A 25290-nucleotide genomic window follows, 5' to 3' on the forward strand; every position below is an offset into this window, starting at 1 on the left:
GGTCAGTTTTTTTGCGTCATTCAACTTATTTGCACTAGCCAGAAAGATACCTATAAAAATAAAATTTTAAAACTGTTACTTTAGTCATAAAACCTATTTTATTTACTCATCCCAAAACAACATTAAAAAAACATAATAAAAAATCAATAATTATGATAATTTATCGCCAAGTTTTTTTGCCATTGATTTTATCTATCGATCTAAAATACGCCTTAAACCTTTATTCTATATAGCAAAACAGCCTTGTTAAAATAATAAATATATATTAAAAAACATTGAATTATATATAAAAATACCGTAAAATTTATTATAAGGAACATTAGTAATTGCAATATTTTAGGCCTAATATTATTTCGAGCTACGTTTATTTTCTCGGGCAAATTTGCTCAGAGATCATTTTGACGTTCAAGATTTTTGTTCCACTATAAAACCGCTTTCTTTAAAAAGGAGGGAACTTTTCATGGTAGGAATCATCCTTGCGAGTCACGGAAGCTTTGCTGACGGGATCCATCAATCAGCAGAAATGATCTTTGGTCCTCAAACTGATTTTAAAAGCTGTATTTTAAAGCCAGACGAAGGACCAGCTGATGTAAAACGCAAAATGCAAGAAGCTGTGGCTAGTCTCACAGACCAAGAAGAAGTTTTATTTTTAGTTGACCTTTGGGGTGGGACTCCATTCAATCAAGCGACCAGTCTCGTAAATGAACACGAAAATTGGGCGATCGTTGCTGGTATGAACCTTCCGATGGTCATCGAAGCTTTGACACAACGTTTTTCAGTCACAGCGGCAAAAGAGATCGCAACTGCAGTCGTTCCAACTGGGAATGATGGGATCAAGACATATCCTGAAGAGATCATGCCATCTCAAACTAAAGCCCCTGAGGCAAAAAACACTCCTTCGGCTAAGGAGACGATCCCTGAAGGTACGGTCTTAGGTGATGGTCATATCGAATACGTTTTAGCGCGTGTCGATACCCGCCTGTTGCACGGTCAAGTGGCTACCGGCTGGACGCATACGACCCATCCGAACCGGATCATCGTCGTCTCAGATACTGTCCCACATGACAAATTACGCACGAGCATGATCAAACAAGCAGCTCCAAACGGCGTCAACGTTTCTGTCGCACCGATCAAAAATATGGTCAAAGCTAATAACGATCCGCGCTTTGGTGATACACGAGCTTTAGTCTTATTTGAATCAGTCGAAGATGCCTTGACTGCGATCAAAGCAGGCGTTGATATCAAAGAGATCAACTTAGGTTCATCAGCGTATAAAGAAGGCAAAGTCAACGTGACTAAAGCTTTATCTTTTGATCAGACTGATGTCGATGCGATCAAAGAACTTCAAAGTCTAGGTGTTAAATTCGATGTCCGTGGTGTTCCAAGTGACGCCCCAGCTAACATCGACGATCTCTTACGCGTAGCTGAAAAGAAATTAGCTGAGAAAAAATAATCAGGGGGGAAAATAAATGAGTACGATCCAAATCGTTTTAGTCGTAATCGTTGCTTTTATTGTTGGTTGTAGTTCAGTTAACGACCAGATCCAAACTTACCAACCGATCGTTGCTTGTTCTTTGATCGGTCTTGTAACTGGTCAACTCGAACTAGGCGTCATGTTAGGTGGGAGTTTACAATTGATCACCATGGGATGGGCCAATGTCGGCGCAGCCATGGCACCTGACGCCGCTTTAGCCGGAGTCGCATCTGCTATTATTTTGATCGAAGGTAACCAAGGGGCTCAAGGTATCGGCCCAGCGATCGCTCTAGCTGTTCCGCTAGCTGTAGCTGGTCTTGGTCTAACGATGTTAGTCCGGACCGCCACTGTTTTTATCGCGCATATCATGGATAGTCGTGCCGAAGAAGCCGACATCAACGGGATCCAAGCTTGGCACTTTATCGGGATGGCTTTACAAGGCTTACGGGTCGCGATCCCGGCTTTGCTTTTGATGTTGATCCCGGTAAATGTCGTTCGTCAAGGGCTTGAAGCAATGCCTGAATGGTTGACAGCTGGGATGACGATCGGTGGGGGCATGGTCGTTGCCGTTGGGTATGCCATGGTCATCAACATGATGTCTAGTCGCGAAGTTTGGCCATTTTTCTTCCTCGGTTTTGCTTTAGCGGCGATCGAACAGTTGACTTTGATCTCTTTAGGGATCATCGGTGTCTGCTTAGCTGTTTTATTCTTAGCGCTTGAAGGCAAAGGCAATGGTGGTAACTCAAATGGTTCTTCCAACGCAGCTGACGGCTCAGGCGACCCACTCGGTGATATTTTAGAAGAACTCTAAAATTTAAAAATAGCGAAAGGAATGAATTATAACTATGGCTGACAACAAAAAAATTAGTTTATCTAAAGCAGATCGTTTAAAAATGTTTGGGCGTTCCTACTTTCTTTTGAGTTCTTTTAACTACGAACGAATGCAAAACGGCGGGGTCGCTTATACTTTGATCCCTGCGATCAAAAAACTCTACACTAGAAAAGAAGACCGCGCGGCCGCTTTAAAGCGCCACTTAGAATTTTTCAACACCCATCCTTTTATGGCTAATCCGATCTTTGGGGTGACGATGGCGTTAGAAGAAGAAAAAGCTAACAGTGCTGATGTCGATGACGCTGCGATCTCAGGGGTCAAAGTTGGGATGATGGGACCATTAGCTGGGGCCGGTGATCCGCTCTTTTGGTTCACTTTACGCCCGATCTTACTTTCCTTAGGGGCTTCGTTAGCCGTCTCAGGTAACATTCTTGGACCGCTCTTATTCTTTATCTTATGGAACATCATGGCTGCTGCCGTTAAATGGTACACCCAAGAATTTGGCTACCGCGCTGGGGTCTCGATCACTGATGATCTGTCTGGGGGGCTTTTACAAAAAGTTACGCGTGGCGCCTCGATGATGGGGATGTTTGTGATCGGTGCTTTGATCCAAAGATGGGTCTCGATCACTTTTACGCCTGTCGTTTCCCAAGTCAAACAACAAAAAGGTACTTATATCGACTGGGATAAACTTCCTGCTGGGGTCAAAGGGCTTAGAGAAGCGTTCACCCAATACGCTGAAGGGCGTTCTGTCTCGGCGACAAAGGTCACGACTTTACAAGATAACTTGAACCAATTAGTACCTGGTCTGGCTGCTTTAGGGCTAACATTTTTATGTATGTATCTCTTAAAGAAAAAAGTTTCACCGATCATCATCATCTTAGGGATCTTTATCGCTGCGATCCTCTTCCACGTGATCGGACTACTTTAATAAAGAGGTAAAGTTATGGTCAAATCGCTAAATACCATCAGAGAGTTGACTGACAAAGGCACTTGGTATCAAAGCGGACCATTTTATGGCAACGTGATGGTCGGAGACTGTGCCTTTGAATTTTACAGTGAGACTAACTTACAAAATTATATCCAGATCCCTTGGGAGGAGATCACGTATGTTGTCGTCGATTACTATTTTAACGGTAAATACATCCCTCGCTTTGAGATCCGCACTAAACAAAATGGTAAGTTTAGATTTTCTACGCGTAACAGTCGCGCCACGCTCAAGGCGATGCAAGCGCACCTTCCCCGTGAAAGTTTTCGCAAAGCTCCAAGCATCGGTCTTCTACTGCGGCGTCGTCTCAAATCTCTCTTTGCCAAACATTGATAAAAAGGCTAACTGCTCTTTTTGGCAGTTAGCCTTTTTAGTGTGTTGCTAACGTTAGCGGTAATATAAAGCCGTTCCGAGCATCGATTGCAGCAACAAGCGCTTGAGATCGCAACTTTTATCCACTAGACTGCCGATATAAGTCGCTAAGACGACCCGAGGTACAAAGAGAAAAAAAGAATAAATCCCGATGTAGTTATCCAAAACAAACCATTTCGTGATCAACGTCAACAAGGTAATATTTGACATCCCCGCCCCAAAACTGATCAAAAACTGCGAACTCAAGATCACACTCTGATTTACTTTCTGCAAATTATCTCATCCCCTTTTAGCGTAAGTTGCTTTAAATTACAACTTGAAATATCTAGCTAAAAGTTTTAATCAAAAAAGCACCACCTCTTTTTGAGTATGGTGCTCACCAATTTACATTCCAGCTAATTCTTTTAGTGCTTCAGTAGTGACTTTAGAAACATTGATATTATTTTCTTTGGCCCAGTTATTGATATTTTCTGGGATCGTAATATTTCTTCGAACAGTTTTACCGTGATCGTTGAGCCACCTGCGCATATTGACTGTGACCCACATAATGCTATCATTTTCTTCTATCTGCCAATCACGTGGATCCTGAACTTTTGGATACTCTGTATCAGAGATCATCGTTGCGATCGCATCTTCAGCGTGCTTGATCGCTTCGGGCAATGTCTTACCGTCGGTCACCATTCCTTGAATATTAGGGGATGATACACCATAATAATGTCCTGCTTCATCATTACATTCAGTTACTATCACTGGGTAAACCAAAATATTATCTTTCATAATAACTGCTCTTGATATGCCAAAAATAAGTCAGCTATATAGCCACTTATTTTCAAATGTTATTTTATGCCAGTTTGTTTATAGATCATTCGTTCCGTGTACGGTGTTAATTCCTTACTATGCATTGGAACTTCTGTCATTCTCCCATCGGGGTGAACAAATTTTCTATGACCTCCATTTTTAGGAACTTCAACAAAACCGGCTTTTTTTAATTTGCGAATCATTTTTGTAGCTTTTATTGGCATATCTATCCTCCTCACTACTATAATACACATCATTATACACACCGTAAAGTCGAATGCTCAAAATTGTAAAAAATAAAGAGATCACCCTTAAATTTCAAAAATTGAAATCTAAGGATGACCTCTTGTTTAGATCATTAATTTTTCACTTTTTCAACTTTAGGCTCTGTCACGGGATCTTTGATCGTTAAAGTGATCTTACCTTTCTTAGCTCCAACTGTCACAGTAGAACCTGTAACGATCTTGCCTTCTAGTAAAGCTTCACTCAAGCGGTCTTCGATCTCGTTTTGTAAAGCCCGTCTGATCGGCCGCGCACCGTATTCCGGATCAAAGCCAGCTTTAGCAACAACATCGATCGCTGCTGGGGTGATCTTTAATTTTACGTTCTTCTCAGCCACGCGCTTAACGATATCTTTGGCCATCAACTTGACGATCTGATGTAATTCGTCTTTTTCAAGCGAGTGGAAGATCACAACTTCATCGATCCGGTTCAAAAATTCTGGTTTGAAGCTCTTCTTCAACGATTCGCGGATCTTAGCTGACATAGCTGCATAATCATCGATCACATTGCCAGCGCCAAAACCAACTGATTTTTCATCGCGTAAAGCTGTCGCCCCTAAGTTTGAAGTCATGATGATGATCGTATTTCTAAAGTTGACTTTCCGCCCTTTAGAATCTGTCAAATAACCATCATCTAACACTTGTAACAAGATGTTGAAAACATCTGGGTGAGCTTTTTCGACTTCGTCTAGTAATACGACAGAGTAAGGCTTATTTCTGACTTTTTCAGAAAGTTGCCCGCCTTCATCATAACCGACGTAACCTGGAGGAGCACCGACTAACCGACTCGTTGAGTATTTTTCCATATACTCACTCATGTCGACCCGGATCATCGCGTCTTCTGAACCAAACATCGCTTCGGCTAAAGCTTTAGCCAGCTCAGTCTTACCGACCCCGGTTGGTCCTAAGAACATAAAGGAGCCGATCGGACGAGTCGGGTCACTTAAGCCGCTCCGCGAGCGCCGGATCGCTTTTGAGATCGAGCTGATCGCTTCTTCTTGCCCAACGACCCGTTGGTGCAAGATCTTTTCTAAGCCGACTAAACGTTGACTTTCAGTCTTCGTCAATTGTGTGACTGGAACTCCTGTCCATTCAGACACAACAGCAGCGACATCTTCTTCAGTGACTGTTGCTTCGTATTCTTTCTTGGCTTCTTTTTCAGCATGTTGCGCATTCAATTTTTCGATCTTTTCGCGCAACTTTAAGACTTTCTTGCGTAAAAGAGCTGCTTCATCGAAGTTTTCTGCCACGATCTCAGCTTCATACTCAGTTTCGAGGTCTTTTAGCTTAGCCCGCGAGCGTGAAAGTTGGTTGCTCTTTTCTGCATTGACGATCCTTAACCGCGCGGCCGCTTCATCCATCAGATCGATCGCCTTATCTGGTAAGAAACGTTTCGTGATATAGCGCGTACTCAATTTGACGGCGGCATCGAGCGCTTCATCACTGATCTTGACTTTATGGTGTTCTTCATAACGAGGACGGACCCCTTGTAAGATCTCAAACGTTTGAGCTTGATCAGGTTCATCGACCATGATCGTCGCAAAGCGGCGTTCTAAAGCAGGATCAGATTCAACATACTTTTGGTATTCATCTAAAGTCGTTGCTCCGATCACTTGAACTTCGCCTCGAGCTAACGCTGGTTTTAAAATATTAGAAGCGTCGATCGCGCCTTCAGCGCCACCAGCCCCGATCAACGTGTGCATCTCATCGATAAATAAGATCACATTGCCATCGTGGTAGACTTCTTCTAAGATCTTCTTCAAACGATCCTCAAATTCACCGCGATATTTTGTGCCAGCTACAAGTGAGCCCATATCAAGCATCATCAAGCGTTTTGACTGTAAGTTCTCAGGGACATCGCCTGAAACGATCGCTTGCGCTAGGCCTTCAGCTACCGCAGTCTTCCCGACCCCTGGTTCACCTAACAAGACAGGATTGTTTTTAGTGCGTCGACTCAAAACTTGGATGACTCGTTTGACTTCGTTTTCACGTCCGATGACAGGATCGATCGCTTTTTCCTTGGCGATCGCCGTCATATCCCGTGCTAAGCCATCAAGCGTCTCAGTTTTGGAACGGTGTTTTTCTTCATTAGCACGTTTTGCCATTCTTTGACGTTGGCGATCAGTCACACCAAGTTGGCGTAATAATAACTGACGCAACGTCCGAATATCACTATTTAAACTGTAAATGATCCGGGAAGACAAGAGCGTCTCATCGCTCAATAAAGCTAATAAGATGTGCTCTGTCCCGATCTTGGAGGAACCCATCATCATTGCTTGGCGCAAAGCTTCGTTTAGCACCGCTTTTGTCTTCGGCGAATATGGGAGATAACTATCAGGGGCTTGACGTCTTAAAGTTCCGTACCCAGCCAAGCGTTCGATCTCTTCGCGAATATCAACGGCGCTGATCAACGCTTGTTTCAATACTTCACCTGCAACACCATTTTCTTCCAGAGCTAATGCTAATAACAAATGCTCCGTTCCGATCGCTTGGTGTTTGAAATAATTTGCTTGTTCTTGTGCAAGTAACAGTACGCGATTCGCACTTGGTGTATAAGATGTTGAATCCATCAGATCCCCCTCTTTCTATTTAATGGTCGGCACAGCGTAAACGATTTAAAATACTGCGCAAGATCTTTGCGCGGATCGCATCCTCTAAGGCTATGTCAGATAATGCGAGCGTACTTTTTTCGATCGCTGACGCAACTAAATGTGCCTCTTTATGCGTCAATAACTCATTTTCATAAAGCGTTTGAATGATTTGAAATGCCTTTGTTTCATTAATACTTTCGCCAACATATTCGATCAGCTCATCTAAGAGGTTCGGATCACTGATCAAGTTGACTTTGGCGATCCGAATATAACCTCCACCACCGCGTTTACTTTCGACTAGATAGCCATTTTGTAAGGTAAAACGCGTCTTGATCACATAATTGATCTGTGATGGTACACAATCAAATTGATCAGCCACTTCCGAGCGTTTGATCTCGATCTTCGATGAGTCTGCTAATATGCTCTTCAAATATCTTTCGATGATATCGGAAATATTACGATTTTGCATAAAACCTATCCTTGATCTGTTTGACTAACTTTGACTATTATTATAAACTTTCTCGCCCTTTGTTGGCAATGAATTAGCGCAAATTTCTCAAACAAGCACAAAAAGAGTCATGCCTTACCATGACCCTACTTTATGCTAGTTGATCGGGAAAACAGGATTTGAACTTGCGACCTCTACGTCCCGAACGTAGCGCTCTACCAAACTGAGCTATTTCCCGGAAACAACTATCATTATATTACTTTTTAGGAGAAGATAAAAGTCTTTTGTTGAAAAGAACTAATTATTTTGAGCGACTTTGTTAGCCCGCGCGATCAGATCAGCAAAAATGTTTTGCGAATCAGTATAATGTTTATACATATTTTCTGGATGCCATTGTAGCCCTAAGATCTGATCACTTGCACTTGATTCGATCGCTTCAACAACACCATCGTCTGCTCGAGCAACGACTTTTAAGCCTGGCGCGATATCTTTTAAGGCTTGGTGATGGCGTGAATTGATATATGGACGCTTACCGACTAATTGGTACAAGCGACTATCTTCGCTGACGTTTGCATGATGCGACGGTAAGTTTCCAGGAGCATCTTGTGAATGCTTGACATAGATCGTCTTATTTTCAGAAAGATCTTGGTAGACAGTTCCGCCTAAAGCAACGTTGATCAACTGCATCCCCCGACAGATCCCTAAGATCGCTTTCCCCTTTTCATATGCGCGTTTCAAAAGCGCGATCTCAAAAATATCTCGTTTGCGATAGGTCATGCCTAACTTCAAATGTGGTTCTTCACCAAAGAAAGTTGGGTCAACGTCAAAGCCCCCGGCAAAAACGATCCCATCAAAAAGATCGATGTAATCATCAACAAATTTTGGCGCAACACTCGGTAAAATGACTGGTGCGCCTCCTGATTTAACGATCGCTTCGATCGCTGGTCGCGGTGCAAAAGGTGCGTTTCTTTCATTGATGATATTAGTAGCTTCGATCAGTGTATCTGCTGGGATCGCGATTCTTGGATGCATAAGTTTTCCCCCTTGTATTAAAAATAATGTTTTAATGAAAATATCATATCTTTAACATTTAGTAAAGACTTCCTTACCATCTTTCTAAACTAAGATGGCCCCGCCCTACCGGACGTACCTTGACAAAGGGGAGACGCGCCAATTTAGCTTCTACAGAACCTAGATCACGTAACGTACACGCTCCGTAGAGTCGTAACTCTTTTAAAGCTTGAAATATTTCATAACTGGTCAAACATTCACTCGTTTTTAAAGCATCTTCGATCTGATATAACTCACTCAATTTAAACATGACCATCCCTCCATTTTAGAATACGCTTACATTTTTATTATAACAAAAACGACCTACTAGTTCTGGTCGTTTCGTCTCTATTCTAAATATTCAGGACCTTTTGTCTGTAACTGTTCAAAAGCCTGTTCGAGTTGCCACTGAAAGAACATACGCTTAGCTGTTTGTGTCGTCAGCAAGACTAACAAACTCGTGACTAATAAAACTAACACGATCGCACCTTTCATCCGGTAAAAAGCTGCGCCTACACTATTTTGCTTTTCAGTCAAATATGTATTCTCACCTTTTTTAGCTGGTTGACATAGTAAGACTAATAAGATCGGTAACGTAAGGGGAAAGAAACCTAATAAGACCCATCCACTAGCGATCCCAGCATCGTGGAGCCGTCTAACTTGAGCTGATAAACTGACAAAAAAAGTCACTACGAGCATCAATGTAAATAAATAACTCGTCAGCTCCGACAATAAATGTAACACACGAAAACTTTGCGTCAAATATAAATGCCATTTGACTTGATCTAAGCTACGAACTAACAGATAAACTAAACTATCAAGCAAAAAGAGCCCTAAAGTGCCATACCAATAATCTGCCCGCCGTAAACTTTTACCATAGCGGAAAATATCTTTAAAGATCAATTTGGTCGCTACAAATAGCTTATTAGATGGCTGAGCGATCATGGCTTTGGCTTCTTTTTGCTGACATTTAGGGCATAATTTTTGATCTGTTAGACCTTTAGCCCCACATCTTTGACAAACCATCTCCACCACCCACTTCTCTATTTGCTAAACATATTTTAAGTTTAACACAAATTTAACCATCTTTAAAAAATTTGAAACTATATTTACCTAGGAATTGGTATGTTCAACTCTTTGACGTAATTTTTTCTCATGTCGCATAATATATAACAATAATACAAAAGCACTACCAGTGGCTACATACAAGATCGTATTACTTGCGACCCAACCATAGTGGGCAACTAAGATCCCGATCAAAGCGGTTGCTAGCGTCTCACCAAAAATATACTGGAAAAAGCCCATAAAACCAGTTGATGACCCAACTGCAAATTTAGGAACGACTTCATTGACCATTAACCCGACTAATGTCAACGGTGCATAGATCAATGTTCCCATAACAAGCAGATCGACTACGATCAATGTTTTATTAGTACTAAAAAAGTAGGTCGTCAAACATAGAAAAAGGCCTAAAACACAACCTAAACAAACCAAGGCCCGGCGATCTTTTAATAGATCAGATAAGGCTCCTAATAAGATCACACCCGGTACAGCTGCTAACTCAAAGATCCCCACGAGCCATTTAGCAAATACTTCAGAAAAGCCCTTAGACTGCACTAGAAAACTTGGGATCCAACTCATGACACCATAACGAACTAAATAAAGTGACATTGAGGTCAATGTGATCGCCCATACGAGCGGATTTTTCAAAATATACTTACTAAATACCGCACGCAAAGGCAGTTCTGTCAGGTCGCTTGCTGAAACTTCACCATCATCTAAAACGACTTCATCTCCTGTATATTCAGCAACACTTGGCAAGCCCACAGCAGCAGGACGTTCTGATCCTGCCCACAAGATAAACGCTGCGATCACTAATGCGACCACTGAGGCCGTATAAAAAACAGCGGCGATCGAACCAGTGAAAAGAAAGGTTGCAAGTTGAACGACTGCAACACAGGCAAAGGCCCCAGCATTATGCGCCGATGACCAGATCGAAAAGACCGTTCCGCGCCATTTTTTGCCCCACCACAGCTGGATCGTCCGTTGACAAGCAGCGGCCCCCATCCCTTGAGCGATCGACATGATTAACATCAAGACCATCATCAAATAGAGGTTTCTCGTTGACCCCAGCCAAAAATTCAAAAGAGCTGAAACGATCAGACCAGTCGCTAGATAGCGGATCGTATTACTTTTATCACTTAAAGCCCCCATAAAAAGCTTCGAGATCCCGTAACCGATTCCAAAACAAGATAAAATAAGTCCGATCTGTGCCGTCGAAAAACCATACTGCCGCATGATCTCATTTTGTTCAGTCGTAAAGATCAAGCGAATGATATAGTAACCGATATATCCGATACAAAGTGCTAAGATCACCCCAGTCTGGTGCCAAAGATAGCTTGACTTGACTTTTTCAGGTGGCACTTTCTTGTCAGCATCTGGTGCTGGACGTAAAAAGAAAAGCATGTTAAGACCCCCTCATTCTTATTCTCACCCCTGATTTTAGCACAATTTTTTGTATATTAAAAATAACTTGTATTATGGTTAAAATCTTTTAATTATATCTGACTTTTTAAATATAATAAAAAAGCTTTTCTACTCTTAAAATAGAAAAAAAGGATTTGTTTAACTGTTACTAAAAATATATTCAAATATGATATAACACCTATAGAAAAAATAAAGTGTGCGATAGGCTATTTGTGGTAGCGCACACAGCCACACGAACTAGCTGAGATCTTACCTGACTTTGATCAATATCTCGTTTATCAAAAGTTCTTGCCACGATCGTGTTCGGATCAAAAAAAGCGGTTATCTAGGTCAAAGCCTAAATAACCGCTTTTCTTGTTTTAAGATCGAGAAAATTGATTTTCACGTAAACACTTCTACTAAACTCACTATAAGCTTTCTTTTCTGTTGAAAAGTAGTGGCTACTCCCCTTTACCTAAGATCTGATTGAGCTCTTGACTATACAGATCGGCTTTGCCACCATAAACGGCTTGAATGCCACCCCCAACTTCTAAGACAGCTACAGCTCCTAGATCTTTTAGTGTTTTTTGATCTACTTTAGCTTTATCTTTGACTGCGACCCGCAAACGCGTTGCACAAGCTGCAACAGTTTCAATATTTTCTGGACCTCCAAGAGCATTTAAGATCGTCAAGGCTTCTTCATGAAGAGATCCACCTTGCTTAACTTCTGTGGTTGCCGAAGTTTCTTCTACTAAGAGACCTGGGATCGGTACTTTGAAGCGTTTGATACAAAAAGTGAAAACGACATAATAAACTACAGCCCAGACAAGTCCAAACAAAATTACTTTGAACCAATTGGTTTTATCATTTCCTTGCAAGATCCCAAATAAGAGGAAATCGATAAAACCACCGGAAAATGAATTTCCGATCCGGATATTCAAAATATCAGCAAAGTAAAATGAAAGTCCGTCTAAAAAGGCATGCACAACGTAAAGCCACGGTGCTACAAACAAGAAAGTATATTCGATCGGTTCTGTGATCCCCGTTAGAAATGAAGTCAATCCGCCACTCAAATATAAACCACCATCTTTTTGCCGGTTTTTCTTAGGTAAACAACGATACATCGCATAAGCAGCTGCAGGAAGCCCAAACATCATCGTTGCAAAACGTCCGGCAAAAAAGCGCGTCCCATATGTGAACAAGCCCGTATGTGAAGGATCAGCTAGTTGAGCAAAGAAAATGTTTTGCGCTCCAGAAACGACATGTCCAGCTACCGTTTCTGTTCCGCCTAAAGAAGTGTACCAAAAGAGCGGATAGATCGTGTGGTGTAAACCAACTGCCCCAGTCAACCGCAATAAGAAACCATAGAGAAATGTTCCAAAAGCTCCCATATGTGCGATATTTTCACCTGCAACTCGTAGCCCGCTTTGGATCGGCGGCCAAATTAGATAAAAGCATGTTCCTAGGGCGATCGCCGCTAAGGCTGAGATGATCGGGATAAACCGAGACCCACCAAAAAAGCCTAAAAATTGTGGTAGTTGGATCTTACGATAATGATTATGCAAATAAGCGACTGTACAACCGATCACAAGCGCTCCAACGACCCCAGTATCGATCGTGGCCCCTTTAGGTGAGAATAATTCCAACAAACCACTGATCGTGGCTGTATATACTAGATACGCTACACCACCAGCTAGACCTGCTGTTCCTTTATCAGCCTTGGCTAACCCAACAGCGATCCCGATCGTAAAGATCAAAGCTAGATTAGCAAAGACTGCGTTGCCTGCAAAGCTCATCACTTTTAAGATCGTCTGTAGCCATGCTTGGTCTAAGAAAGGATATGCTTTGACGGCACTTTCATTGCTCAAAGCGCCCCCTAGACCTAACAAAAGCCCGGCAACTGGCAAGATCGAGATCGGTAACATGAATGCTTGACCTAAGCGTGAAAATTTTTTAAACATTTTTATCTACCCCTTTAATATTTGCACAAACCTTTCAGTGATCTCTTTTGGCCGCGTGATCGCCCCACCCACAACGATCCCAGCCACACCTAATTTTTGGATCGCTTTTGCCTGCTCTGGTGTATGGATCTTACCTTCAGCGATCACATCTAGATCAGCCTTGACTAATGCAGTGATAAGTTCAATATCAGGTCCATCACAAGCCACACTTTCTTTTGTATAACCAGCTAAAGTCGTTCCCACAAAATCGACCCCAGCTTCAGCAGCATTTACCCCTTCCTCAAAATTTGAAATATCGGCCATCAACAGCTGCTTCGGATATTTGGCTTTGACTTGGGCAATAAATTCGTTGATCGTCAACTTATCATGCCTTGGACGAAGCGTGCAATCTAACGCGATCACATCTACCCCCACTTGGACTAATTCATCGACTTCTTGCATCGTCGCTGTGATATAGGGTTCTTCTGGCGGATAATCGCGCTTGATGATCCCGATCAATGGTAGATCAACACAAGCTTTGATCTGAGCGATATCGCGTACTGAATTAGCTCTGATCCCGACTGCCCCCCCTTCTTTAGCTGCCAACGCAAGTAGTGGCATGACGCCTCCTTCCTTTGTATAGAGCGGTTCACCAGGTAGAGCTTGGCAGGAAACGATCAAGCCACCTTTGACTTTGTGGATAAACTCATCTTTTTTCATCAAACCTTACCTCCAATTTAATAAATATCGGAGATTATCTCCACTTAAAATATAGCACGTCCTCCAAGTAATGTAAACGTTTTTAATTTTTTTTGAGAAAAATTAGTGTATATTGGTAGTAGGGGGGGTTTGAATGACACTCACAGATAAGATCCAAGCACAATATTTCACACTGACAACTTCTGAAAAAAAAGTTGCCGACTATTTTTTACTTGTCGGGCCAAATATCATTTTTGAAACGATGAACGAAGTCAAACAAAAAACACATGTCGGTGATGCAACGATCATCCGCCTCTGCCAAAAGCTGGGTTTTAGCGGTTTTTCCGATTTAAAGATCGAAGTCGCTAAAGATGACTATCAAACGACACGACCACTTGAGTCTACTAGACCTTACGCTAAACTAGAAGCGACTTTGACAAAAACGATCACTGACACTTTAGCGTTAGTCGATCAAAGAAAACTCAAACAAAGCGTGGCCTTGCTCTCTAACGCACGGCATATCTATTTGTTTGGCGTTGGCGGTAGTGCTCTGACAAGTAAAGAACTTGAAAATATGCTCTTACGGGTCGGGATCAAAGCTCAAGCTGTGACTGATCCGCACTACCAAGCACAGACTGCTGCGATCTTAAACGAAAATGATCTAGTTATCGCACTTTCTTTGACAGGACGAACAAACGATACATTGACAGCCTTAAAACTTGCCAAACAAAATCACGCCAAGAGTATCGCGATCACGACTTATTTACACTCGCCGATCGCACAAACTGCTGACGTTGTTTTACAAACTGCTGTTGATGATTTCTTGAATGGTGGTTCAGTGATCGGCAAAGTCTCACAACTCTTAGTCGGAGAGGTCTTAGTCGCTGAATATGAAGAACAAAATCATACAACGACTGTTAAAATGCGCGAAAAAGTCGTCCGCGCGATCTTAGATAAACGTGAAGAATAAAAAAAGACGATCCAGCAAAGTTTAAAAACTTTAATGGATCGCTTTTTAATTTACGCAAAAAAGCCGACACTTTCTCTTAGATATTGGAAAAGTGACCATATAAAATCAGGGCTGACTATTTTTGCTCTTCTTATACAAGATCGCAGAATTTTCAGTTTATCTGCTAATATTTAAGTACCTATTAGTCGTCGTTAAATATCCCATCTTTTCCAGCATCCTGTGCAACTTTGATAACTGTCTTTCCTCGTGAATGTCCGTGGGCTACTTTCTTTAACGCTAGATCGATCTCTTCTAGCGCATACACTTCATCAACAGCGGGCTTGAGCTGTTGTTTTTCAAAGATCACTGCAGCTTTGCTTAGATTTTGGCCGTTAGAGCGCACAAAAACAAAGTCGTAGTTGACACCTAAATTTTTAGCTAAACGATCTAACTTTCGGCCAGCCAAAGTAAAAAGTAGTTTTTTTGGCTTAGAAAAGCCCATTCTTTGAGCAAAGGCACCATTTGGCAGCCCTTTTAGCGAAACTAAATGACCGCCTTTTTTCAAGATCTTTAACTGTTTTTCAGTCTCTTTTCCGCCTAGCGTGTCTAAAACATAGTCGACTTGAGTCAACTCTTTGGCATAATCTTCTGTTTTATAATCTAAAAAACGATCGATTCCCAATTTTAAAACGCGGTCTTTATTAGCTAAACTACCACTGGTGATGACTTTTAGTCCATACGCTTTCGCTAAAGGGATCGCCATCGCACCTAAACTACCAGTCCCCCCTGAGATAAACAGCGTTTTATTTGCTTTGACATCCATCAAAGCAAAAGCTTCCATGACTGTCAAAGCCGTCAAAGGGATCGCAGCCGCCTGTTCATCACTCAAATAAGCAGGAACTTTAGCTAAAGCATCGCTTCTAACGGCAACATATTCAGCAAAAGCCCCGATGCGCTCAAGCGGTAAACGCCCAAAGACGCGGTCCCCGACTGCAAACTCAGTAACTTCAGCACCACAGAAAACGACCGTTCCGACAACTTCATTTCCAGCGACTAGAGGTAATTTATAAGGTGTGATCAGCTTGACCTCACCTTTTGTGATCATATTATCTAACGGGTTGACACCTGCTGTCCGCACTTTGAGTAGGACTTCGTTTGTGCTGACCTTAGGACGTGGGATCTCAGATAAAGTTAATGCAAGGTCATTTTTAGTGTATTTAGTAACTTGAGCAGCTTTCATTTTTTCTTCCTTTCAGTAAAGTTGTATCATATTTAGATACAAGTGTTTGAATAAAAAAACCGGCTCAGTTTATAAGTCAGTTTTTTCATGGGCAACTTGATATAGACTTTCGATCACATCGGCTAAACTTTTTTGAGCTAGATCAGCTTCTAATTGATATTCTACCGTTTCAAAGATCGGCGTGACTGCTTTTTCGATATTTCTTCCGACCGGGCATTTTGTATTTGGATTTTTGTGTAAGGCAAATAACGTGATATGCTCTGTCTCTTGCGTCGCTAGATAGAGCTCCAGCAAACTGATCTCAGCTGGATCTTTAGTCAAAACATAACCAGAGCGTCCTTGCTGTGAAGTGATCAACCCTTTATTTTTCAAAAGTCGGAGAACTTTTCTAATATAACTAGCATTAGTCCTGACGCTTTGCGCCAACTCACTTGACGAAAGTTCAGCGCCACTCTCGCTTAACATCGTCAAAACATGTAAAGCGACTGAAAATTTCGTATCCATTCAATAAACCATTTCCTTTTTATCGATAATTGCATTGCGCAAAATATGTATCTGATATAAGGACAAATATACTTAAGACTGCTCGAAAAAACAAGTTTTTTCTAAAATAAATACCCCAAAAAATAGTTTGATATTCAAATTAATCATCAAAGATAAGAATATATTAAATCAAGTCTAGACAAGTTGTAAGCGATATCAATAATCGTAAGAACTTCAAAGTATTTCTATTTTTTTAGTAAACTTTTGTTGTCCTAACATAAGTTTCTTATGGGTATACACTTTCTGGTATGGATGAAAAATTCCATACCAGTTTTTTTGCGCAAAAAAAAGGACATTTAATGCCCTCTCATTATACAATGAATTCACCACAAACCACGTAAAGGAGAGAATTTAAATGTCCCATAACGATTGTATACTAAAACTTCTAAATATTAAAGACCCTAATCTCAAAGTTATTGATGTTATCGATAATTTAAATAATGGCACAGAGAAATTAGTTTTGATCAAAGCTGTACTATCTTATCCTATCAGCCGTTGTCGAAATTGTGGCTTTGCCACTGTTAATAAAAATGGTTTCGCTAAAGCTCACGTACGTTTACCAAGTTTAAACGGTATACGTTATGAAATGATCCTTCATAAACAACGCTATCAATGTAAAAATTGTCGCACAACTTTCGGTGCGACCTCTGAATTGACTAAGCCTAATCAAACTCTTTCTCGTAAACTAAAAAATCAGATCATGTTATTAGCTAGGGAAGGTTTGAACGGTGAACTTATCGCTCGCATCTGTCATTGCTCTGCTAGTAGTGTTCGAAGAACTATTGTCGAACGGATCAAACCTCAATATCGAGTACCTGTTTTGCCCAAGAATCTTTGTTTTGATGAATTTCGTTCGATTAAAAATACAACTTCTTTTATCTGTTGTGATGCACAAACTCATAGGTTAGTTGCTAAACTCCCAGATAGACTATCTTCTACCATTATCAATTATTTTGAAAATCGTTACTCAAAGTTTGAACGTGATCAAGTGGAATCGGTCGTCATTGATTTAAACGCTCAATACCAGCGTTTCATTCGACGACTTTTCCCGAATGCCAAGATTATTATTGATCGATTTCATATCGTTCAGCTAGCCGGACGTGCTTTAGACAGTTGTCGAATCGCTCTCACTAGGTCGCTCAATAAGCATAGTCGAGAATATAAGATCCTCAAATCACAGTGGCGTTTATTCCATAAAAAATCTGATGAGATCGACCCTAAAAATGTTGTCTATCTTAGGGGAATCAATGAATATATGACTCAACAGAATGCGATCGACTTGATCATCAATAAATTTTCTAAATTCAAAATAGTTTATCAGACTTACCAAGATATTACCTTAGCTTTGAAGAATAAAGACATTACTACTTTGAATGAGGTTCTTGATAGTTATGAGCGCACCAATACAGAGATGGATACGACCATTCGTACTTTCCGTAAAAATCGCAGCTATCTAATAAATAGCGTAACTTCAATATATTCCAATGGTCCTTTGGAGGGTATCAATCGAAAGATCAAACTCTTAAAACGAAGTTGTTACGGTTTTGCTAATCAACAATTTTTCTTTTTACGAATTGATTGTATATTTGCGTAAAAAAACACTCCCCACAATTCTATTGTAGGAAGTGTTTGTAGGAATATCCATATCAGTTGACGGATACCCTTTCTTATGAACTTTCATTTAGAATAATTTATATAAAATTTGATTTAATTAAAGAAAGGATGACAAAAAATGAAACTCCGTCAACTTCACTTTCAAAAGAAACGCCAGCCAGATAGCATTTTAGAATTCTTTGATAGTTCATATTCGCGGATCTACGCTGAGCTTTTGAATATCGAATTGAAAGCTCAACTTAAATTTATCAAAGATAATTATTTAAAAGAAGCGACTAAAAATAGCTTTCCGATCCTTGATCTTTGTTGTGGCGAAGGGAGACATTTGACCGCGTTGAACGCTAAATATCATGTTGACGGGATCGATATCAATCGTCGTTACGTTGAAAAAGCAAGTGCTAATTTGGATAAAAATGCTGAAGGGAAAGTTTATGTAGCTGATGCTAAAACATTCATCAGCCCCTACAAATATGCTTTGATCTATAGCATGGAAAGTTCTCTAGGTTATTTACCAGATAAAGAGACCATGCAGATCTTTAAAAATATCAAAGAGAATCTTCTAAGCAATAATGGGACTCTTGTTTTACATTTGAATAATAAAGATTTCTTATTACAAAATCTTGTTCCGCGAATGTGGTTTGGTGACCAAAATACTGGTTATTTGTTAGAAGAAAGATCACTAAATGCCTTAGACGGAACACTGCGCTTGGATCAGATCAGGATCATCAACGGGATCGAAAAACACTATGCGATCGATCTACGTTTATATTCACTTCAAGAGATCAAATATCTGCTCGAACAAGCAGGACTGACACTGACAAATGTCTATGGAGATTATGACCGTTCAGCATACACGAGTACTTCTCCTTACATGATCGTTGAAGCTAAAAACATTTAAGCTTTGAGATAAAGCCATGTCAGAGAGCAGCTATCAAAAACTGCCAGCTCATTAGCTTTAGGTCCAATATTTAATTGAGTTGATGTTGGAATGGGTTTAAGAATAGCGGATCAATAGCTTTAAAAAGTGATGGGTTTAGTATTTTGAGTTCAAAAAGTAAGACTTTCGTCTCTAGATAATGCTCGAGTCAAACGAAAGATTGCGACTAAATAGGCCTCGTAGTGTAAAAGATCAGTTGAAATAGCCAAGGCAAGAGAAACCATAGAAAAGCACTTAAACTTGAGCTTGGCCAATAGAGCGATCCTTTACGCGAGAATTTGAAGTGCCTCTACAAGCGCCTCAAACAGCCGGTGATCCTGTTGACCCAAAAACTAAATTGCAATGTGATCAGCACAAAGTAGCTCATATCCACCTAACAGCCCAAAAATCATCACTAATTCAGTGATCGCCCATCGTCAGCGCGTGCTCACAGCTCTAATAGTCAAGAAAATACCGGTTTACTTTTAGCAAAAACGCAGGACAATTCCTTAAACGACCAAAAGTTAGACGATGTAGATACTGGCTAAAGGTCGTGGATAAACTTAAGACAAGCAAAGTTAGATCTCTTGCTCATTACTTATTATGATGCGTTTGCGCATCACCAATCAATGGCAAGCTTAGTCACCCCCAAGACTAGGCTTGTCTTTTTTTAGCTGATAACTTTTTTGATCTCGTTCATCACGAGTTGATCTTCTAGGACCTCGGCAACATGGTAGATCTTTTGTAACTCCTTTTTTCCGCGCGCTTGATCTTCACCTTGATAGATCAAACGAGCTTGATAATACTTTTCAAATAATTTGAAACCAAGCATCGTAATATCACCTGTAAACTCTTTTAAATGTTCCAATAATTCACTAGCCGTCAAAAGATCACCTTGGTTGAATACTTCTTCCAAACAATTGACTAAAACTGTCGCAAAGATCTTATCGCTATCTTTATAGTAAGCATAACGTTTTTGTACTTTGAGGGCTTCATTTAGCAACCCTAGCATCAGATCATACGGCAGAGTATAACAATTACTAGCAAAAAGATGGATATCTTCTAGTGTCCACGACGATAGGCGCGTAAAATAACTGACCACGACTCCCAAATCGTGCTCATCTAAAGGTCTCTTTTGTCCATAAGCGTTCAAGAGACGATAGCTTGCGAGCCAGACTTGCGTCACTGTCTCAGAACGTTCAATGCTCTTTAGTTGTTGCTCAAACTTTTCTAACTCCTGCGCGTTCCACGAACGCCGCATCAAATAGAGATAATAATCTTTTTCAGCTGGACGATAGCCATTTTCGATCCAGTGAAATTCTTCTGTCGTCACCATCAAATTAGCTAAGACCTCGCTAAATTTATCAGCAGCTAACATCCGCTCACCTTTTTCAAAGGCGATCGCATTTGTTTTTGAACAGATCCCAGTATAGACCGCCTTAAGTGATAAATTCTTAGCTTCGCGGATCTGTTTTACGGTCTCACCATACATAACGATTACCCCCTTGTAAAAATGCACGACACTTGAGATCGAACTACTTTTTTTGCAAAGGCCAAGGTCCGTTTAGCTAGGTTCATATTTTGATTTTTTTGACGGCAGAAGCTTTTTTCTTATTTTAGCGGATCTTTTGATACAAATAACTAAATATGCTCTAAAATGAGACGTTTTTCCAAATATGTCTGATGTGCCCAATAAAAAAGACAGGCGCTCTACCTGTCTTTTAGACTACATCGTCAAACGTTCATCTAAGATCTGTTTTTCAGAAAAGCCTACTGCTTTCAATGTCTGTTCAACTTGCAAAACGACTGGCGCGGAACCAACGACCACGACAAGTCCAGTTTTAAGTTCTTCTGCTGTTAACTTTTGGCGCAATTCATCTGGAGTAAAACGGTGCTGTTTCACATCTAATTTGACTTTAGTCTTTTGCAAACGAGCAAGCATCTCTTGGTAATATCCAGTCAGCATTTGCCCGTTCGTTGACCAGATCAAATGAATAGGTTTTTGTTCAGCATATTCAAGAGCTAAACTAAAAAGAGGCGCAACTCCTGTTCCTAACCCGTATAAGATCACCGGACCTTTAGCGCTTTTGACATAGCGATCAAAGAGGCCAAATGGCCCTTCCAAACTGACTTTTGTACCTCGTTTGATCTGGCCGATCTTTTGGGTGAAATCACCCGTTTTGTGGATCATAAAGATCACTTCATCAGCTTTTTCACTGGGTGCAGATGCAACGGAAAAAGGGTGACTCTCTGTAAAGTTCTTTTCTTTAAAAGTTATGAAATAAAAATCTGCTTCTTTTGTCGTATTTGACATCGAAAAGTAGATGATCAACGTCTTCTTGTCATTTTCTTTTGCTTGGACTATCGCTTTATTTGCATCTAAAAATAAACTCCCAAATAAAACAGCTAACAAACCGAGTAAAAAGCGATATTTTCCCATAGTTTTTCCCCCTGACTCAAATTTTACTTTGAGTATAAACTATGAAGTCCACTCAAGGGCACCTAAAATTTTTTAGCGCCAGATCTTCTGACTGCCGAAACGCTTCGATGTGGTCTGGTTTAAAATAGATCCTCTCAGCATTGGCATACATGACTGCGTGTAGTTCGCTTGGTGTAAAGAGCTGACTAGCTTCAAGCCAAGTCGCTAACTGTTCATAACGATTAAATGTCGCCGACCACGGCGAATCAGTCCCCCATACTAAGCGCTTGGCACCTAAAAATTCTTTAGCACATAAAACATCTTGTTGTGAACGTGGGTAAGGAAAGGCGTTACTTCTTTCCCCTTCGATATCTTGTACAGCTGAAAGATCCACTGCGATATTTTGATAGGGGGCAAATTGTTGGAGCACATTTCGCAGTTGCGCAGGCCGATCAGCATTGGGAAATGAGAGATGGCAAACCACAAAATCTAGCTGCGGATAGCGTCTAGCCAATTCAGCAAGTGCTTCTGGTTGATAACTGCTCTGCTCGGCTGCACCATAATCGACAACAATGACAAAACCTGGATACGCTGCTAAATAATGCATGATCCAACCCACTCTAGACTCAGTAGTTAGTGAAAACGGTCGATGATAACCGTGAAGCCCGCCACCTTCACTGATCTCAAGCTTAAGTGCCCGAAAACCTAAAACTTCAACATAACGTTTGACGATCTTTTGAGCTTCTTTGGCAAAAGGATCGATCGCAAAAGCCGCACTGAATTTTTCTGGATAACGTTTGACGACTTGATAAGAATAATAGTTTTGATAGCCGTTCAACGAACCTTGCAATAAAACAGCACGTTCGATCTCATGTTGCTCCATGATCTTTAAAAAATTTTCCGCTAAAACTTGATCAGTCCCCCAACCTTTTGGGATCAGCTGGATCACTTCACCATCATCAAAGATCGCTTTCCCATCTCCTAAAGGCGTTAAGCGACCTTTACCATTTAGTCCAGCTAAAGCACGGATCAAATGTACATGTCCATCGATCTTTTTCATTTTTCCACTCCTTTCTAACTACTGTTATTTTAGCCAGTCATTTTATAACTGACAAGTTACAAAAAGGTCACGCCTCTTAGCGTGACCTGTCTTTAGATCTTTTGTTCGATCTTTGTGATCTTAACTTGTAAAACTTTACGTACCCAAGGAAATTTTTGTTTGAATTCCGCATAGATCGGACCACTCGCTAAAAATGAACCTTGCCCTGTCACATAAAAACCAGCCCCAGGACCTACAGTACCTTCGACTTCTTTAGAACCAAATGTCAATAACAGCGTTTGATCTGTCTGAAAATCATTTTCGATCGAGCGCATCCCCGCAGCTGGAGCATATAGCAGTTCATTTTCTGGATCGACTTTAAGATAAGACATCCAGGTGCTGACCACATTGACTGGTCGTGCCTTAAGTGTGATCATGGTCACCGGTCCTTCATGTTGCAAAACTTCTAAAAATTTTTTATCCATCAGCCTACCTCTTTACTTTCTTTTTGTAACTCGTCAACCACCACTGACTAAAGTCAATGGCTTGTGAGCCGAAAATCCTCGTGGATTTCAGACCACAATTTGCGTAGATAGGGACAACTTGCTTGACCAACCAAGGTTGCAATCAAGTAGCGGTCGTCTAATTACCAACGCCTTTTATGTCCCCAGGTTGCCATAGGGACAGATAAGCTAGGATAATTTAGCAATTCCCTTATCCAGAATATTTTTAGCTGCATTCCAATCACGAATATGATGAATACCACAGTTCGGACACGTCCATTTTCGATCAGCTAACGTTAGTTTGTTCGTGCCATTAGTACCCATCACAAAGCCACAATTGTGACATGTTTGGGTAGTATTTCTTGGGCTGATTGTGATAAATTGTCGACCATATAGATCTGCTTTATAAGCCAACATGCCAAGAAATGTTCGCCAACCAACGTCCGAAATACTAAGTGCTAAAGCATGATTTTTAAGCATATTCTTGCTACGCAACTCTTCGGCTACTACTAAATCGTGGTTTTTGATTAATGCAGTAGAGATTTGTTGGAGAAAATTATGTCTTTGGTTCATTACTTTGGCGTGGAGTTTGGCAACTAGCAAGCGTTGCTTTTGGTAATTTTTACTATCGCGTAAAGAACGATGTTCTTTTTTTGCACGTTGTTGCCGTCTAGATAAAATGCGCTGTTCTTTGGCTAATTTACCTTTAATAGTGCGATAATATCGTGGATTAGGAACTATGTTACCTTCACTGTCGGTTAAGAAGTTATCAGTATTAAGATCAACTCCAACATGCCCATGAGTAGCTTTGGCCACTTTAACAAAAGATTCATCTGAAGCTAACTGCATTGATAAGAAGAAGCGATCCGCTGAATCTTTAGTCAACGTCACAGTACCAATTCTAGTCTCGCATATTCTTTTCAAAAGCCGTGCTTGCGAACCGGCAACACGTAACAGTCCGATTTTAGGGACTTTGACATGGCTATTATCTAGAAAACAGACTGTACCGTTAGTTAGCAACGCAGTCTTTTGCCCTGGGTATTGACAATTGGTTTGATAACGCCAGCGATAATTCTTTCGATGAAACTTAGGAACACCAGCGGTGTGAACCTTCCGAAAAGCATTCCAAGCTTTCCGATAGTTCTGAATGGCATTAGCTTTCGTCAAACTATCAATTCGTTTATCTTCTAAGAATTGATAGTGATTAGACATTTGCTTAGCGTTTTGGCGCATAGTTAGTTGCTTAATACGATCCCGAACTATGTCAATCGGTAGCTTAACTCTGCGAAGCTGCATCAGTTCCTTATTGATCGCAACCATTTCGTTATAGATAAAGCGACTAGCGTCACTGTTGATTTTAATCAACTGCTTTTGTTGGTCACTAGGATAGCAGCGCATTTTTAGGCCATAATGATATTTCATTTTTGCCATTGACTTCATTGGATTTCACCTCCCTTATTGATATAATAACATTATATCATGATGTCAATATATTAACAAAGGAGACCATATTATGACTAAAGAAAAAATCAAAGAGGCCATTTATACTCGTCGTTATATCTATAATTTCCATTACCATTTGATCTGGGTTACTAAATATCGTCATAAAACTTTTACTACTGATGAGTTATCAAACGAAATGAAGGATATCCTATGGCAAGTAGCCGAGGATAACGAAATCTTAATCGAGAAAATGGAAGTTATACCTGACCATGTTCATGTCTTAATTAGCTTTCCGCCTAGCAAGGCACCGACTAGCGCCATCAAAGCGCTCAAAGGCAGAAGTGCCTTTATTTTCTTACGTCGACACCCGGAAATTCGGCAGTCCCGATACTGGGGTGGTCATTTATGGTCGCCTAGTTACTACATGAGCACATTAGGTAATATGGGTAAAGAAGTAGTTGAGAAATATATAAACGATCAAAAATACAATGAGATGAAAAAAGCTCCTTACGAAGCTTGATAGGGCCTATCCATCCCATGACTAAAGTCACGGAATTTCCGGCTGAATCTCATTAAAATATAACACGGTCATTTTAAGAGCAAAAATTATCTGCTCACCTTCTTCAACAAGAAAAAAAGTGATGTCTTTGAGTGCCTTGAAGCTCAAAAACATCACTTTCTATAT

26 protein-coding genes and 1 tRNA gene are annotated in these 25290 nt (G+C 40.7%); 8 read left to right on the forward strand and 19 right to left on the reverse strand.

What is annotated here, in order from left to right; all coding sequences use genetic code 11:
• Positions 1–460: 460 nt before the first annotated feature.
• The 4 genes from QFX10_RS02295 to QFX10_RS02310 are packed head-to-tail and all read left to right on the forward strand — an operon-like array spanning position 461 to position 3627.
• Positions 461–1453 carry a mannose/fructose/sorbose PTS transporter subunit IIA gene (locus QFX10_RS02295; RefSeq protein WP_280606626.1) on the forward strand — a complete coding sequence of 331 codons (993 nt, stop codon included), beginning with the start codon at positions 461–463 and terminating at the stop codon, positions 1451–1453.
• Positions 1454–1469: 16 nt separating this feature from the next.
• The gene (locus QFX10_RS02300; protein WP_280606627.1) at positions 1470–2285 is read left to right on the forward strand and encodes a PTS mannose/fructose/sorbose transporter subunit IIC; all 816 of its coding nucleotides are present in this window, start codon (positions 1470–1472) and stop codon (positions 2283–2285) included.
• Positions 2286–2319: 34 nt separating this feature from the next.
• The gene (locus tag QFX10_RS02305) at positions 2320–3237 is read left to right on the forward strand and encodes a PTS system mannose/fructose/sorbose family transporter subunit IID (RefSeq protein WP_280606628.1); all 918 of its coding nucleotides are present in this window, start codon (positions 2320–2322) and stop codon (positions 3235–3237) included.
• A 15-nt stretch (positions 3238–3252) separates the two neighbouring features.
• The gene (locus QFX10_RS02310) at positions 3253–3627 is read left to right on the forward strand and encodes a DUF956 family protein (protein WP_280606629.1); all 375 of its coding nucleotides are present in this window, start codon (positions 3253–3255) and stop codon (positions 3625–3627) included.
• A 54-nt stretch (positions 3628–3681) separates the two neighbouring features.
• Here QFX10_RS02310 and QFX10_RS02315 read toward each other — a convergent pair whose 3' ends face one another.
• The 12 genes from QFX10_RS02315 to QFX10_RS02370 form a co-directional block, all read right to left on the reverse strand.
• Positions 3682–3939, reverse strand: coding sequence for a hypothetical protein (locus QFX10_RS02315; protein WP_280606630.1), 258 nt, complete (start codon positions 3937–3939; stop codon positions 3682–3684).
• Between the two features lie 111 nt (positions 3940–4050).
• Entirely contained in the window at positions 4051–4443 is a 393-nt protein-coding gene (locus QFX10_RS02320; RefSeq protein WP_280606631.1) for a type II toxin-antitoxin system HicB family antitoxin, read from the reverse strand.
• Positions 4444–4502: 59 nt separating this feature from the next.
• A complete protein-coding gene (locus QFX10_RS02325) occupies positions 4503–4688 on the reverse strand; it encodes a type II toxin-antitoxin system HicA family toxin (protein WP_280606632.1) in 186 nt (61 codons plus the stop codon).
• A 134-nt stretch (positions 4689–4822) separates the two neighbouring features.
• A complete protein-coding gene (locus tag QFX10_RS02330) occupies positions 4823–7315 on the reverse strand; it encodes an ATP-dependent Clp protease ATP-binding subunit (protein ID WP_280606633.1) in 2493 nt (830 codons plus the stop codon).
• 19 nt (positions 7316–7334) lie between these two features.
• A complete protein-coding gene (locus tag QFX10_RS02335) occupies positions 7335–7805 on the reverse strand; it encodes a CtsR family transcriptional regulator (RefSeq protein WP_280606634.1) in 471 nt (156 codons plus the stop codon).
• 143 nt (positions 7806–7948) lie between these two features.
• Positions 7949–8022 (reverse strand) — tRNA-Pro (locus tag QFX10_RS02340).
• A 59-nt stretch (positions 8023–8081) separates the two neighbouring features.
• Complete coding sequence (locus QFX10_RS02345) at positions 8082–8816, reverse strand: gamma-glutamyl-gamma-aminobutyrate hydrolase family protein (RefSeq protein ID WP_280606635.1); 735 nt, start codon at positions 8814–8816, stop codon at positions 8082–8084.
• A 73-nt stretch (positions 8817–8889) separates the two neighbouring features.
• Positions 8890–9105: a hypothetical protein gene (locus QFX10_RS02350; protein ID WP_280606636.1), complete on the reverse strand. Its 216-nt coding sequence runs from the start codon at positions 9103–9105 to the stop codon at positions 8890–8892.
• 77 nt (positions 9106–9182) lie between these two features.
• The gene (locus QFX10_RS02355) at positions 9183–9860 is read right to left on the reverse strand and encodes a DUF805 domain-containing protein (RefSeq protein ID WP_280606637.1); all 678 of its coding nucleotides are present in this window, start codon (positions 9858–9860) and stop codon (positions 9183–9185) included.
• Between the two features lie 87 nt (positions 9861–9947).
• Positions 9948–11300, reverse strand: a complete 1353-nt coding sequence (locus tag QFX10_RS02360) for an MFS transporter (protein ID WP_280606638.1) — start codon at positions 11298–11300, stop codon at positions 9948–9950.
• 461 nt (positions 11301–11761) lie between these two features.
• Positions 11762–13261: a PTS transporter subunit EIIC gene (locus tag QFX10_RS02365; protein WP_280606639.1), complete on the reverse strand. Its 1500-nt coding sequence runs from the start codon at positions 13259–13261 to the stop codon at positions 11762–11764.
• A 6-nt stretch (positions 13262–13267) separates the two neighbouring features.
• Positions 13268–13960, reverse strand: a complete 693-nt coding sequence (locus tag QFX10_RS02370; RefSeq protein ID WP_280606640.1) for an N-acetylmannosamine-6-phosphate 2-epimerase — start codon at positions 13958–13960, stop codon at positions 13268–13270.
• A 133-nt stretch (positions 13961–14093) separates the two neighbouring features.
• Between QFX10_RS02370 and QFX10_RS02375 the strand changes: the two genes are divergently transcribed.
• Complete coding sequence (locus tag QFX10_RS02375) at positions 14094–14909, forward strand: MurR/RpiR family transcriptional regulator (RefSeq protein WP_280606641.1); 816 nt, start codon at positions 14094–14096, stop codon at positions 14907–14909.
• Positions 14910–15090: 181 nt separating this feature from the next.
• Here the strand turns inward: QFX10_RS02375 and QFX10_RS02380 are convergent, their stop codons facing one another.
• Both QFX10_RS02380 and QFX10_RS02385 read right to left on the reverse strand, forming a co-directional pair.
• Entirely contained in the window at positions 15091–16128 is a 1038-nt protein-coding gene (locus QFX10_RS02380) for an NADP-dependent oxidoreductase (RefSeq protein ID WP_280606642.1), read from the reverse strand.
• Positions 16129–16197: 69 nt separating this feature from the next.
• The gene (locus QFX10_RS02385) at positions 16198–16632 is read right to left on the reverse strand and encodes an Rrf2 family transcriptional regulator (protein WP_280606643.1); all 435 of its coding nucleotides are present in this window, start codon (positions 16630–16632) and stop codon (positions 16198–16200) included.
• A 394-nt stretch (positions 16633–17026) separates the two neighbouring features.
• Between QFX10_RS02385 and QFX10_RS02390 the strand changes: the two genes are divergently transcribed.
• Positions 17027–18265, forward strand: a complete 1239-nt coding sequence (locus QFX10_RS02390; protein ID WP_280606192.1) for an ISL3 family transposase — start codon at positions 17027–17029, stop codon at positions 18263–18265.
• 138 nt (positions 18266–18403) lie between these two features.
• A complete protein-coding gene (locus tag QFX10_RS02395) occupies positions 18404–19183 on the forward strand; it encodes a class I SAM-dependent methyltransferase (protein ID WP_280606644.1) in 780 nt (259 codons plus the stop codon).
• 688 nt (positions 19184–19871) lie between these two features.
• Here QFX10_RS02395 and QFX10_RS02400 read toward each other — a convergent pair.
• The 5 genes from QFX10_RS02400 to QFX10_RS02420 all read right to left on the reverse strand — a co-directional run bounded on the left by QFX10_RS02400 (position 19872) and on the right by QFX10_RS02420 (position 24602).
• Entirely contained in the window at positions 19872–20693 is an 822-nt protein-coding gene (locus QFX10_RS02400) for an Rgg/GadR/MutR family transcriptional regulator (RefSeq protein WP_280606645.1), read from the reverse strand.
• Between the two features lie 234 nt (positions 20694–20927).
• Positions 20928–21641, reverse strand: coding sequence for a ferric reductase-like transmembrane domain-containing protein (locus QFX10_RS02405; RefSeq protein WP_280606646.1), 714 nt, complete (start codon positions 21639–21641; stop codon positions 20928–20930).
• 52 nt (positions 21642–21693) lie between these two features.
• Positions 21694–22680, reverse strand: coding sequence for an amidohydrolase family protein (locus tag QFX10_RS02410; RefSeq protein WP_280606647.1), 987 nt, complete (start codon positions 22678–22680; stop codon positions 21694–21696).
• A 92-nt stretch (positions 22681–22772) separates the two neighbouring features.
• Positions 22773–23144: a pyridoxamine 5'-phosphate oxidase family protein gene (locus tag QFX10_RS02415; protein ID WP_280606648.1), complete on the reverse strand. Its 372-nt coding sequence runs from the start codon at positions 23142–23144 to the stop codon at positions 22773–22775.
• Positions 23145–23351: 207 nt separating this feature from the next.
• Positions 23352–24602, reverse strand: coding sequence for an RNA-guided endonuclease InsQ/TnpB family protein (locus tag QFX10_RS02420; RefSeq protein WP_280606649.1), 1251 nt, complete (start codon positions 24600–24602; stop codon positions 23352–23354).
• Positions 24603–24675: 73 nt separating this feature from the next.
• Between QFX10_RS02420 and tnpA the strand changes: the two genes are divergently transcribed.
• Positions 24676–25125: an IS200/IS605 family transposase gene (tnpA, locus tag QFX10_RS02425; RefSeq protein ID WP_280606650.1), complete on the forward strand. Its 450-nt coding sequence runs from the start codon at positions 24676–24678 to the stop codon at positions 25123–25125.
• The last annotated feature ends 165 nt before the right edge of the window (positions 25126–25290 follow it).

It is taken from the genome of Ligilactobacillus faecis (genome assembly GCF_029889745.1).
Classification (GTDB): domain Bacteria; phylum Bacillota; class Bacilli; order Lactobacillales; family Lactobacillaceae; genus Ligilactobacillus; species Ligilactobacillus faecis.